Here is a 13,189-nt window from a genome sequence, read left to right on the forward strand (position 1 = left end):
GACAGGCGGTCAGAACTTGATCCCGCCCAGCAGACCGGCCAGGCTCGTCGTGCCTGCCTGGATGCTGGGAGCGATCGCGGTGCCGGCGAGGAAGAAGCCGAACAGCGCGGAGACGAGCGCGTGCGAGGCCTTGAGACCGTCCTTCCTGAAGAACAGGAAGACGATGATGCCGAGCAGCACGACGCCTGACATGGACAGAATCATGAGGTTCTCCTGGGTGAGGGGACAGTCACCATGAGTTCTTCCAGGCTTACCGAAAGTATCTATGCGACAAAAGGTGCAAAAGAGTGAAATTCTGAGCATTTCACTTCACTGGCGGACAGCCGGTCGTTGCCCGGCGGGCAGAGGGCCGGACCGCGCGGCACAGTGCCTCCCCGGCGGGATCCATTGCCACCGCCGCGCCGCGTCATGTCGGCCGCCGGGCAGTACCCTGTCGATTCACTCGTACGGCTGCTTCTGCCGTGCGGGCCAGGTCAAACGGTGAAAGGCGGTACGTCCGATGAGTGAGGTCCCGGACCCCGAGGTGATCGAACTCGCGACCAAGGTCTTCGACCTGGCGCGTCAGGGGGAGACCGAGGCGCTTGCCGCGTACGTGGACGCCGGCGTCCCGGCCGACCTCACCAACGACAAGGGCGACACGCTCGTCATGCTCGCCGCCTACCACGGCCACGCGGCCGCGGTGGAGGCGCTCCTCGCCCGCGGCGCGGAACCGAACCGGGCCAACGACCGCGGGCAGACCCCACTCGCCGGCGCAGTCTTCAAGGGTGAGGGCGCGGTCATCCGCGCCCTGCTCGCCGGAGGCGCCGACCCCGAGGCAGGCACCCCGTCCGCGGCGGATACGGCCCGGATGTTCGGGAAGACGGATCTTCTGGAGCTGTTCCAAGGCCGCTGAGCGGCTCGTGGGCAGCTGTGCGAGGGCCACCGCGGGGGGCGCCGTAAATGTGGTCGCGGTGGCGAAATGGGTGGGTCATCATGACGTCAGCCCCATCCCGGACGACATCAACCGGGAGTTTCCCCTGGGGCCACCGAAGAGAGGCAGAGGAAGATGGTCTACACCGAGCGGAAGACGCGTACGACGACGGGCGGCCCTGCATGCTGCTGCGTGGCCCAGGCACACCAGTCCCCGGTTGCGTCGACAGCTTGATGTGAGGCATTTTCCATGTTCGATCCAGTCATAGCGCCGAGCGGCACCTTGCTCGGCCTGCTGCAGAGGGGCCGTGGCGACGGCACGCTGCACGCGCTCGCAGCCCCGCGGGCCGAAGCCCTCGCCGCCCTCAACCACTGCGTGCTCAACGACCCCCGCCACGACTGGCAGGTCGAGAACCGCTCCCTCTACTACGCACGCCTCTACCTCGATCTCCACGGCAGTCTGGAGGAGATCGAACGGCACCTGTGCGACGCCGACGACCACCTCGACACCGAGGAGTGCCGGACCGGTCTGGCCCTGGCGGTGCTCGGGCATCTCGCCTCCTACGGCAGGGGCGACGCACTCGCCCTGCTGCGGCAGTACGCGAGGAACGGCGCCAACTGGGCCTGGGCGCTCGACGAGCTCGCCCTCCGCGACGACGACGCGGGGCTGCGGGCGCTGGCACTCCCCGTCCTGTCCCGGTTCCCCGCGACCCCCGAAGGCGACGCCGAGCTGGCCGCCGCGGTGCGGGACTCCTTCGAACCGCGGCCCTGGCGGCTGTGGGCGGAGGACCCGCGGGAAGCCGTGGGCGCCAGGATCAGGACCGCGCAGGAAGCGGGCTCCTTCGACCGCTGGCAACGCCAGATGCGCCCCTCCGGGCCCCGGCCCGGCTGGAGCGTCCAGGCGGTCCTGGACTGGGCGGACGAGGGCCTGGAGCGGGGCAGCTCCTTGCACGTCCCGGCAGCCCGGTGCCTGACCGCCGTCGCGGGGCCGGAGGACCGGCCCGTCATCGTCGAAGCCGCCCGCAGCGGCTCGGACGGCGCGCGCTGCGCCGCCCTCCACTACCTCGCCGAGTCACGCGACGCCGTCGTCCTCGACCTGATCGAGACCGCGGTGGGCGCCGGTTCGAGCACCGTCGCCGAAGCCGCCGTCGCCGCCTTCGAGCGGATGTGCGGCGAGGAGGCCGTCGACCGCGCACGGGCCTGGGTGCACCGCCCCGACGCCCTGGGCGCCTCCGCGGCCGGCGTGCTCGCCTGCCGGGGCGTCCCCGCCGACTCGCAGCTCGTCCTCGGCGCCCTGCGCGAGACGGTGCGGGGCGACGGACCCGACTCACCCCGGCTGTGGACCCTGGTCGACGGGGCGGGACGGCTCGGCATCGCCTGCGCCGCCCCCGTCCTGCGCCATGTGTACCGGGAAACGGCCTCCTCCCATCTGCGGGGCCGCGCCGCCCGGGCCCTCGCCACGACCGACCCCTCCTTCGCCACCGGCTTTGCCGTCGAATGCCTGTGGGACTGCGAGGAGACCACCAGAGAAGTCGCCGCACTCCACGCGGAGACAGGTGACGTACGCGTCGCCGACCGGCTGCGCCGGCTCGCCGCCGACCCGGCGGAGGAGGCCGAGGTGCAGACCGCCGTACGGAGCCGGATCGGCCCGGACCGGCCGACGGTGTGACACACGGCCCGTGACGGACCCCGGCGTTCCGGGGTCCGGGAACGGCGGCATCCCCGGCCCGGCCGACGTCTGCGGGGGAAGGCGATCGGCGGCGATCGCGGCAGCTGACCCGGTCGACACCCGGCCCGGACACAAACGTTCATGGGACGTTCCACACACGGGCTGACGGCGTGCCTGCCCGACCCCGGCGCCATGCTCGGCCTGCCGTCCCCGCTCGCCCGCCCGGCGGCCAGACGCCGGCCGGCGGTCAACGCCGTGGTGCACGCGCTGTCCGACCGCTACGCCAACGTCCACCTGCACGGGGCCGACGCGGCGTGGGTGGCGGACCGCGCCATGTGGAGTGCCGACCGGCTGCACCCGGGCGAGCGCGGCCACCGGATGCTCGCCCGGCGCTTCCCCACACTGCTTGCCGCCCACGGTCTCGCCGAGGGCCGCCCACCGGACACCGAGCCCGACCGACCGCATCCGACGACGGCGGCGGCGTTGCTGTGGCTGGCGACGGCGGGCACCGCCTTGGTGGGCCGCCGCTGCACCGACCTGCTGCCACAGTTGCTGAGGCTCGCCGGCGACGAGGTGCACCACTGGGCCCGTGGCACGAGCGCCCGCCTCGACCGCAGCGCGGACATCGCCCTGTCGGCGGCGCTCGCGGCGATGTCACCGGCCGTCTTCGGCGCACACCTCGGGCCGGGAACGGGAGACTGACGGGCCGCGTGGCAGATGGCGGAGCACCTGCCGAGCCGCCGAGCCGCCGCGCGGCGGGTCAGAGGAGTTCGCGGTCGCGCGTCTCCGGCAGGCCGGTCAGGGCGAGCACGGCGAGGCCGTATCCGGCGGCGCCGAGGACCAGGGCACCGCCCACGCCCCAGCTGTCGGACAGGAAACCGACGAGCGTGGGCAGGAACGCGCCCACCGCGCGGCCGCTGTTGTAGGTGAAGCCCTGCCCGGTGCCGCGCACCGCCGTCGGGTACAGCTCGCTCAGGAACGAACCGAAGCCGCTGAAGATGGCCGACATGCAGAACCCGAGCGGGAAACCGAGCACGAGCAGCAGGCCGTTGGAGCCCGGAGGAATGTTGGTGTAGGCGAGGATCCCTACCGAGGACAGCACGGCGAACAGCGCGATGTTCTTCTTCCGGCCGATCCGGTCGGTGAGGTAGCCGCCGGTCAGATAGCCGATGAAGGCGCCGGAGATGAGGAACGTCAGGTACCCGCCGGTGCCGACGACCGTCAGCCCACGCTCGGTCTTCAGATAGGTGGGGACCCAGGTGGCGAGCGTGTAGTAGCCGCCCTGGACGCCCGTGGACAGCATTGTGGCGAACAGCGTGGTGCGCAGGAGGTCCTTCTTGAAGATCGTGGTGAACGATCCGCGCGCGGCGCCGGCACGGCGCAGTTCCGCCGCCTTCGGGGCGTCGCTCACATTGCGGCGCACGTAGATCACCAGCAGTGCGGGCAGTGCGCCGGTCCAGAACAGCACGCGCCACGCGGTGTCGGCGTCGACGAACCGGAAGACGAGTGTGTAGACGATCACGGCGAGCGCCCAGCCCGCCGCCCAGGCGCTCTGGACCGCGCCGAGCGTGCGGCCGCGGTGCTTGGCCGTGGCGTACTCGGCGACGAGGATCGCGCCGACCGCCCACTCACCGCCGAAGCCGAGGCCCTGAAGGGCACGGAAGACGAGCAGCGTCTCGTAGTTGGGCGCGAAGCCGCAGAGCACGGTGAACACGGCGTACGTGATCACCGTCGCCATCAGTGCCTTCACCCGGCCGACGCGGTCCGCGAGGATGCCGGCGAGGGCGCCGCCGACGGCGGAGACGACCAGGGTGACGGTGGTGAGCAGCCCGGTCCTGCCGTTGTCGAGGCTGAAGTACGCGGAGATCGCCACCATGCTCAGCGGCAGGGTGAAGTAGTCGTACGAGTCGAGGGCGTAACCGCCGAACGCGCCGCCGAAGGCGCGCCGGCCGCGTGGACCGAGGGCCCGCAGCCAGGCGAACGCGCCGGCGTCATCGGGGAGTTGGGCGTGCTTCTGCCGGACCTGTGGCGTGCTCATCTGCACCTCGCTGGGGGAGGAGAGCGGGAGGGGAGCATCTGGCGGTGTACGGTCACGCCAAGGTAGGGGATTGTTGAACGATACGGCAAGAGGTGTGTTGAGCGTTCCTGCGCTCGCTCCGCGGTCCGTGCCCGCAGCGGCGTGCGTGGACTCGTACTGCCTCGCTTCCGGAGTACAACCCGCCCTCCGCACAGGCAGGTTGAAGCGAGCACGCGAGGTCCGCCGCGGCGCCTTCGTGCAGGGAGCGCCGACGCCGGCGAGACGGGGCGGGCTTTTGCGGCACGGCCGGCCCGGGCGGCGGGTACCGAAGGGCGCTCTGCGTCGTTTCGACCGTTGTCGGTGCGAGGACCTAATCTGTGCTCCGTGACTTCGCCTGCCTCGACGGACCTCGCTCCGCCCCAGCTCAGTGCGGGGCCGCGCCCCGCGCAGGGCCCGGCCGCCGACGAAGGGCTCGCGCGGCGGCTCCGCGCGCTCGCGTGCACCGCGCCCCTGCACGACCTGGACGTGCGCAAGGCGAACCTCGCCGGCGAGTACTCGGTCTACGCCATGGCGGAGGTCGCCCTCGCGGCCATCGACCTCGTCACGCTCAACATGGACTTCGACACCGGCGCCGACCACGACCAGATAGTCGCCCGCCTCCTTCCGCGCGTCGCCGCCCAGGCCCCGGGGCGGCCGGCCGCGGAGCACGAGCGCGTCGCCCGCTGGGTGCTGGAGAACCTGATCAACGTGGGCAGCGTGGACCGCGGCTTCCGCGCCGTGTACGGCACCTTCGGCCCGGACGGTGTCTACACCCGCCGTGACTACGACTTCAAGCTCATCGAGGAAGTCCCCGGCCGTGACGGCACGGTCTATCTGCGCACCACCGACGAAGCGGTCAACGTGCTGGTCGGCGCACTCGACACCGATGTCACCAGCGCGCAGATCGCCGCCGAGGTGAAGCTCGAGGTGCTCATCAACCGCGGCCGCCTCGCCGACGCGCAACTCGCCGCCGAACAGGCCCGCTACCGGACCGTGCAGTACAGCGAGACACTGCGCCGCACCCTGGAGGCCACCCGCCGCAACGTCCGCGCCGTCGACTGGCTCCGGACCGTCCCCGACATGATCGCCGAGGCGCTCGACCACGTCGCCGACCGCTACCGCCACGAGAACGCGATCCTCACCAACATCCGCAAGGCCCGCGACGAGGCCGAGACCGGCGCCGATCCGAAGACGGCCGAGCACAAGCGGCGCGCCGCCGAGCTCGTGGACATAGTCAAGGACTGCATCCGGCGGCACACACAGCTCCAGTCCCGGCTGCTGGAGGCCGGACCCCTTTTCCGTGCCGAGCAGGACCGGCAGGCTTTCGCCCGGCCCGCCGCCCGCAGCGGCCTCGACCTGTACGGCCAGCTGCTGGCTCCGCTGCTGCCGCTGCCCGTGGAGTCGGCGATCCACGTCACCGACGCGTTCTTCGCGAGCGGCACCGGGCTGCGCACGCCGTCCTCCGTACGGGTCGGCGATCTGGTCGACCTGCTGCTGACCCCGCCGGCGGAGCGCGAACACCTCGGCGCGGAGATGCCGGAACCGGACCTGATCGCCACCCCCGACGACAGCCGCTTCAGCGAGGAGCAGCTCGCGAGCGCCATGGAACTGCTGGACCTCGAGCACGACGCGCCGCGCCGCCTTTCCGGGCTGCTCGCGGAGGCCCGCCGCCGGGACCCCGACCTGCCGTACCTGGTCGCGCTGCTGGCCGTCCACGCGGCGAGCCCACCGGTCGGCACCGCCTACCGCCAGGGCGAGCAGCGACTGCTGTTCGCCGTCGACGACGGCACCGAGCTCGACGATGCGGAGTTCGGCGGCGCCGACCTCATCGTCGGCACCGCCCTGCTCGACACGGTGGGCATGGCGGCGGCGCGCGCGGAGGCGACATGACCTCCGGCCGCACCGCCCGGCCCGCCGCCGCACCGCCGTGCCCGGCCCCTACCTCCGCCCCGACCACCCCCCATCGAGGAGCCCCGTGAGCGACCACCACGCCGAGCCCCCCGCCGCGTGGAGCGACCGGGCCACCCCGCAGGGACCCCCCTCCGGCCCGATGTCCACCACCGCGCCCGGGGCCGGCGGCGTCACGCCCGCCGACGCGGCAGATGCCGCGCGGCTCGTCTCCTTCGGCCTCCAACCCAAGCTGCTGCCGGCCCGCGACGCCGAGTACGCCGAACTGCTGCGGCGCTACCGCGAGGACCCCGCCTTCGCCCGCCTCGCCGACGCGGTCGCCACCGGCCTCGGCCTGGTCGTGCTCGAGGTGTCGCCCCGGGCGGGCATGGCCGTCACCGCCGGCGAGGACTCGGTGTTCGCCGTACGGATGGGCGACTACGCCCGCCGGGCCTCCGCCGAGTCCGCCGACCGCTTCCTGCACGGCCTGGCCCACCTCGCCGTCGCCGCCATGGCCTTCCCGCGCCCCGAGGACCTCGCCGACGACGGGTACATCGGCCGGATCACCGTCAACGGCGTCGACGCCTTCGTGCGTCAGGCCTGCCGGCGTCTCGAGGAGCGCGCCGACGAGCAGGGCGACAACACCGACCCGGCGAGCGACGCCCCCGGCCTGGAGGCGGCGTGGCGGGTCTACGCGCGCCGCAGCGCCACCGGCGCAACGAAAGACGCCCGCCGCCTCGCGGGCTCGACCACCGGCATCGTCGGAAAGGCCGTCGCCTTCCTCACCGACTCCGGCTTCCTCCAGCGGACCGGCGACGACGCCGGCGGTGCGTACCGCACCACCGCCCGCTACCAGTTGCAGGTGCGCGACATGGCGGGCAGCGCCGCGATGGCCGAGCTGCTGGAGCTGGGCGTCGTCCCGGTCGGTGACGGCTCCGCCACGCTCGTGGCTCCGCCCGACGGCGACGACCTCGACCTGGCCGCCGACGCCGGCCTGCCCTTCCACGCGTAACTTCCCCCGCGCACAGTTAGACGACTGAGAGTCCGCCGCCATGTACGAGTTGTCCCGGGTCCGCCTTTACTCCATCGGCCCCGCCGGTGCGCGCTACGCCGACACCGTGCTCGATCTGCGCGGAGTCGGCGAGCCCGTGCCCGATCCCGCCCCCACGCAGGCGGAGTTCTTCGAGGAGGAGCCGGTCGGCCCGCCGCGCCGGCCCGCGCCCGCGGGTGTGCTCTTCCTCGAGAACGGCGGGGGCAAGTCCGTCCTGCTGAAGCTGATCTTCTCCGTGATGCTGCCGGGCCACCGCAACACCCTGGGCGGCGCCAGCTCGGGCGTGCTGCGCAAGTTCCTGCTCGCGGACGACTGCGGGCACGTCGCGCTCGAATGGCAGCACACGCTCACCGGCGAACTGGTCGTCGTCGGCAAGGTCAGCGAGTGGCGCGGTCGCCAGGTGTCCAACGACCCCCGCAAGTTCGCCGAGGCCTGGTACTCGTTCCGGCCGGGCCCCGGCCTCGGTCTCGACTCGCTCCCCGTGGCCGAGTCCACCGCCGTCCGTCCCCCCGTCGAGGGAGTCTCCGGCGCCCAGGGCCGCCGCCGCACCATGAAGGGTTTCCGGGACGCGATCACCGAGGCGGGCAAGGCGTATCCGCATCTCGACGTGTACTGGGAAGAGATCCACGACCGCTGGAACGAGCACCTGGGCGACCTCGGCCTCGACCCCGAACTGTTCCGCTACCAGCGGGAGATGAACGCCGACGAGGGCGAGGCGGCCGGCCTGTTCGCGGTGAAGAAGGACTCCGACTTCACCGACCTGCTGCTGCGCGCCGTCACCGACACCCGCGACACGGACGGCCTCGCCGACCTCGTCAGCTCGTTCGGCAACAAGCTGGGCCGCCGGGCGGAGCTCACCGCGGAACGGGACTTCACCGCAGGCTCCGTCGACCTCCTCGGCCGGATCGTCGACGCGGCGGAGGCCAGGGCCCGGGCCCGGGACGTCCACACCGGCGCGGAGCGCCGAACCCGCACCCTGGCACGCCGTCTCTCCGCCCGCGGCGCGGACGAGCGCTCCCGCGCCGCGGACCTCGCTCAGCAGGTCACCGCCGCCGCGCACACCGTCACCGGCGCCGAGAAGGAACGCGACCGCAGCTCCCTCGTCGCCGCCGAACTGGCCTACCGGCACGCCTCACTGGCACTCGCCGCCGCGGAGAAGGGAGCCGCGGCACAGCGCCGTGAGCTGATCGACGCACGCACGCTGCACTCCGCATGGCTCGCCGCGGAGGCGGTGCTGCGCCATCGGGCGGCCGCCGACCGGTCCGCCCGCGTGGCCGCGGCCATTCGCGAGGCCGAACGCGACGCCGCCCCCGCGCTCGCCGCCCGGGCCAAGGCCGCCGGCGACCTGGTGCGCGCCCTGCACACCGCCGCGGAGGACGGCGAACGCGTCGCCAACGAGGAGGAGGAGCGTTCCCGCGCACTCCAGGAGACGGGCGAAGCCGCCCACCGCGACGCCACCGTCGCCGCGACCGAGGCGCAGCGCGCCCGCAGCGAGATCGGCCACCTTCGCCAGCGGCTGAGCGAGGTCGAGCAGGAGACCGCCGAGGCGGTGCGGGCCGGATGGCTCGACGACACCGCCCCCGACGCCGATCCGGCCCGTGCCGCGCTGGCGGCGAGCGACGCGGAGAAGACCGCCGTCGCCGCATGGGACGAGGCCCGTGAGGCGGCCCGCTCGACGGCGGACCGGGCGAAGGAGGCAGCCGGCGCGGAGTCCCGCGCGGAACTGGCCGCGGCCCGCGCCGCGGACGCCGAGCGCGCCGCCGACCACGCCTACGAAGCGGAGCGCCGCGCCGCGGAGTCCATCGCGGCGGACGAGCGCCTCGCGGACCTGCTGAGCCTCGCCCCCGCGCTGCCCGTTCCGGTCCCCTCTCCGCGCACCCCGGCGGCCGACGGGCAGAGCCCCGCGACGGACGCACCGGACACCGGTCACGACCTCCGCCCGGCCGCCGCGGCCGACGGGGACGCCGACGCCCCCGCGGGCAGCCCTTCCGGCCAGGCCTCCGGCGGCCGCCGCGGCCCCCGCCGCACCGGCGAAGGGCCCCTCACCGTCGAGGAGTTCGACGGGTTCGCCGGCGAGCTGCGCGAACTGCTCGAGCAGTCCGTCTCCTCCGCGGAACGACAGCTGTTCGACCTGCGTACCGCCGCCGCCGACGACGCCCGCATCCTCGGGGCCCTCGGCGACGGCGGCCTGCTCCCGCCCGGCCCGGACGTCCTCGCCACCGTCGAATACCTGGGCGAGCACGGCATCCCCGCTCTGCCCGGCTGGCGCTATCTCGCCCAGTCCGTCGACCCCGCCGACCACGCCGCCGTGCTCGCGGCGCGACCGGAACTGGTCGACGGTGTCGTGATCACCGACCCTGCCTCACACACCCGCGCACGCGAAGTCCTCGCAGGAGCGGCCCTGTTGCCCCGGTCCGCCGTGGCCGTCGGGACCGCCGCCGCGCTGCTCGCCCCCGTACCGCAGGGAAACGCCGACGGGGACGAAGGCGTCTTCCTCGTGCCGCCGAACCCGGCTATGCACGACGAGCACGCCGCCGACGAGGAGCGTCACGCGCTGCGCGCCAGGGCGGCCGCGCGGGACGAGGAGATCCGCGTCCTCGCCGCACGCCTCGCCGCCGACCGGTCCCTCGCGGCCCGCATCGGCGCATGGCGGGCGGACTGCCCGCCCGGCATGCTCGCCGAGCTCGCCGAAGGCGCCCGTACGGCCCGCGAGGCGGTACGTGAAGCGCAGGAGACACTGGAAGAGGCCCGCACCGCCCGTGCCGAGGCGGAGGAGGCGGCGGCCGACGCCGCCCGCGTACGCGACGAGCGGCAGGAAGCGGCCCAGCGGGCCCGCCGCGTCGCGGACGCTCTCGCCGGCCTCGCCTTCCGGCTCCGCGAACGGGCCGGCTGGCAGGTGAAGCTCCGCGAACTGGCCGACGAGGCAGCCGAGTCGGAGGCCCGTGCCACGACCTGCCTGGAGCGGGCGAAGGCCGCCGACGAGGACCGCAGGGCCGCCCAGCGCGCTGCTGACGACGCACGCCGCACCGCCCGCGCGCTGCGGGCAGAGCGTGCCGAGATCGCCGGAGCGCCCGAAAGCCTGCCGGAGCAGGACGACCGGACCCCGCGCCCCTCGCTGCCCGCGCTGCGCGAGGCGTACCGCGCGGCCTCCCAGCTCTACGAGAAGGTCGGCGTCGGAGCGGACCTGCGCGCCGAACAGGCCCGCGCCGAGAGCGACGAGAGCGCTGCCGTCGCCGAACTCGACCGCCTCACCAACAAGGTCCGGACCCGCGCGGCCCAGCTCCTCGAGGGCACGGACGGCGCCGACGGCCCCTCACGCCAGGCGGCCGTCGTCCGCGCGGAGTCCCTGGTGCAGATGCTGGAGGCCCGTGCCTCGGAGGCCAGCGAGAAGCTGGGCCGGCTGCGCGGCGAGGCCGAGCGCCTCGCCCCCGTCGACGGCGAGTCGCACACCGAGCTGCCCGGCGACCTCGTCCCCGCCGACGCCGAACACGCGCAGACCCTCCTGCGCACGGCCACCGCGGGGCTGGCCGCCTGCAACGACACGCTGGAGACGGCCCGCGCCGCCCACGCCGGACTTCTCCACGCCCACCGGGCGGCGGAGGACGCGGCGGGCGGCTTCGACGAGACGGCCGCGCTGCTCCGGGACCTGCTGCGCGACCACCACCAGGAGGATGAGCCGGCGCAGAGCCCGGAGCCGTACCCCGGCACCCTGGAAGAGGCCCGCCACTCCGCCGCAGAGGCCCGCCGCTCGCTGCGCGGATGCGCCACCGACCTGTCCACCGCGGAGGCGGCGGTACGGGAGGCGAGCGACGTACTCGTACGGCACGCCAACTCCACCCGTTACGAGCAGGTGCGTACCCCGGCCCGGCAGCAGATCCGCGAACTGCCCGCCGCCGCGCTGCCCGAGCACGCCGCCAAGTGGGCCGAAGCGTTCGCGCCCAGGCTGCGCGTGCTCACCGACGAGCTGGAGCAGCTCGAGCGCAACCGCGACACCATCGTCGACCGGCTGCGCGGCCTCGTGGAGTCCGCGCTCGCGACGCTCCGCTCGGCCCAGCGGCTCTCCCGCCTGCCCGAAGGGCTCGGCGAGTGGTCGGGGCAGGAGTTCCTGCGGATCCGCTTCGAGGAGCCTGACCAGGCGACCTTGGCGGAGCGGCTCGGCGAGGTCATCGACGAGGCGACCCGCGCGGCGGTCAAGAAGAACTCGGACCTGCGCAGGGACGGGATGTCGCTGCTGCTGCGCGGAGTGCAGGCCGCCCTCGAACCGCGGGGCGTGGCCGTGGAGATCCTCAAGCCGGACGCGGTGCTGCGCGCCGAGCGGGTGCCGGTCGGGCAGATGGGCGACGTCTTCTCCGGCGGCCAGCTGCTGACCGCGGCCATCGCCCTGTACTGCACGATGGCCGCGCTGCGCAGCAACGACCGGGGCAGGGACAGGCACCGGCACGCCGGGACGCTCTTCCTCGACAATCCCATCGGCCGGGCGAACGCGACGTATCTGCTGGAGCTCCAGCGCGCGGTCTCCGATGCGCTGGGTGTGCAACTCCTGTACACCACCGGGCTGTTCGACACGACGGCGCTGGCAGAGTTCCCGCTGGTGATCCGGCTGCGCAACGACGCGGACCTGAGGGCGGGTCTGAAGTACATCAGCGTCGAGGAGCACCTGCGCCCCGGTCTGCCGCAGGTGGACCCGGCCGGCGCGACGGTGCACGGGGAGATCACCGCGACCCGTATGTTCAAGCGCGCGCCGCTGCCCGAGCAGGCGACGGGGGAGCAGCCGGCGACCCGCTCCCCGGACACGGCCGCACACGGCCAGGCATAGCGCCGCCCGCTACGCCGGTGCGGCCCTCGTCCCCTTGCCGCCGGGCGACGGCCGCAGCACCGTGCGGCGGTACAGGGCTACGCCCGGCCCCGCACGGCATACCGGGAACGCCTTGTGTTCCGCACGGCGCACCGGGAACGCCTTGTGTTCCGCACGGCGCACCGGCGCTACGCCTGGGAGAGCCGTCCGCCGGCCCGTTGCCGTATGCCTGACGCCCCTCGCGCGGCGGCGCGGGCGGCCCTGCGGGCCCGGCGGCGGTCGCGGCGCAACTGGCGCGCGGTGCTGCTGGGCACGGACACCACGCCGTTGCGCTGGTTCCACACCTGGCGGGTCACCCACACGTCGAGCACCGCCCATGTGGCGACCACCGTGCCGGCCACGGTGCTCAGCACCAGCGGGAAGGCCAGCCACGCGCCGGAGAGCGTGAAGAGCAAGGCCGTCATCGCCTGAATCATCGTCAGTGACACGATGATCACCGCGCGGACCGCGGCTCTGCGGACAGGCTCGGCCATACGCCTTCTGGTCGCCGGCTCCTCCACCCAGAGCTGCCGCGGCACATACAGGTCGTCCGCCGTCGGCGTCGCCTCACGACGCTCGTCCGTGTCCATGGATCGTGTCACTCCCCACCTCTGTCCGACATGACGGTGGCTGCCCGGATTCTGCCGTCCTACTCCGGTTGCCCGCACAACCGCGGCCCAACCGCGACGCGTCGCCGTGCACTTCAAGAGCCCCGAAGTGCACTTCAAGCGCTCCGGAACCGGATTCCCCCCGCCGACAACGGCCGGATCCGTGTGCGTGGCG

8 protein-coding genes and 1 pseudogene are annotated in these 13,189 nt (G+C 73.7%); 6 read left to right on the forward strand and 3 right to left on the reverse strand.

Annotation, left to right across the window (positions count from 1 at the left end; genetic code table 11):
* Window positions 1–9: 9 nt before the first annotated feature.
* On the reverse strand, window positions 10–204 hold the full coding sequence (locus GLX30_RS29545; RefSeq protein WP_005320068.1) for a hypothetical protein: 195 nt from the start codon (window positions 202–204) through the stop codon (window positions 10–12).
* A 295-nt stretch (window positions 205–499) separates the two neighbouring features.
* On the opposite strand from GLX30_RS29545, the gene GLX30_RS29550 reads away from it, so the two are divergent.
* The 3 genes and pseudogenes from GLX30_RS29550 to GLX30_RS29560 form a co-directional block, all read left to right on the forward strand.
* Entirely contained in the window at window positions 500–892 is a 393-nt protein-coding gene (locus GLX30_RS29550; protein WP_159693943.1) for an ankyrin repeat domain-containing protein, read from the forward strand.
* Between the two features lie 267 nt (window positions 893–1,159).
* Window positions 1,160–2,578, forward strand: a complete 1,419-nt coding sequence (locus tag GLX30_RS29555) for a HEAT repeat domain-containing protein (RefSeq protein ID WP_159693945.1) — start codon at window positions 1,160–1,162, stop codon at window positions 2,576–2,578.
* A 162-nt stretch (window positions 2,579–2,740) separates the two neighbouring features.
* Window positions 2,741–3,280 (forward strand): annotated as a pseudogene (locus tag GLX30_RS29560) (hypothetical protein); the annotation flags it as partial.
* 58 nt (window positions 3,281–3,338) lie between these two features.
* On the opposite strand, the gene GLX30_RS29565 reads toward GLX30_RS29560, so the two are convergent.
* A complete protein-coding gene (locus tag GLX30_RS29565; RefSeq protein WP_159693947.1) occupies window positions 3,339–4,616 on the reverse strand; it encodes an MFS transporter in 1,278 nt (425 codons plus the stop codon).
* 363 nt (window positions 4,617–4,979) lie between these two features.
* Between GLX30_RS29565 and GLX30_RS29570 the strand changes: the two genes are divergently transcribed.
* The 3 genes from GLX30_RS29570 (at window position 4,980) to GLX30_RS29580 (ending at window position 12,388) form a co-directional block, all read left to right on the forward strand.
* On the forward strand, window positions 4,980–6,524 hold the full coding sequence (locus GLX30_RS29570) for a hypothetical protein (RefSeq protein ID WP_159693949.1): 1,545 nt from the start codon (window positions 4,980–4,982) through the stop codon (window positions 6,522–6,524).
* Window positions 6,525–6,609: 85 nt separating this feature from the next.
* A complete protein-coding gene (locus GLX30_RS29575; RefSeq protein ID WP_159693951.1) occupies window positions 6,610–7,533 on the forward strand; it encodes a hypothetical protein in 924 nt (307 codons plus the stop codon).
* Window positions 7,534–7,573: 40 nt separating this feature from the next.
* Window positions 7,574–12,388, forward strand: coding sequence for a hypothetical protein (locus tag GLX30_RS29580; protein ID WP_159693953.1), 4,815 nt, complete (start codon window positions 7,574–7,576; stop codon window positions 12,386–12,388).
* 167 nt (window positions 12,389–12,555) lie between these two features.
* On the opposite strand, the gene GLX30_RS29585 is transcribed toward GLX30_RS29580, so the two are convergent.
* On the reverse strand, window positions 12,556–12,996 hold the full coding sequence (locus tag GLX30_RS29585; RefSeq protein WP_159693955.1) for a hypothetical protein: 441 nt from the start codon (window positions 12,994–12,996) through the stop codon (window positions 12,556–12,558).
* Between the last annotated feature and the right edge of the window lie 193 nt (window positions 12,997–13,189).

The sequence above is a fragment of the Streptomyces sp. Tu 2975 genome, from assembly GCF_009832925.1.
Lineage (GTDB): Bacteria > Actinomycetota > Actinomycetes > Streptomycetales > Streptomycetaceae > Streptomyces.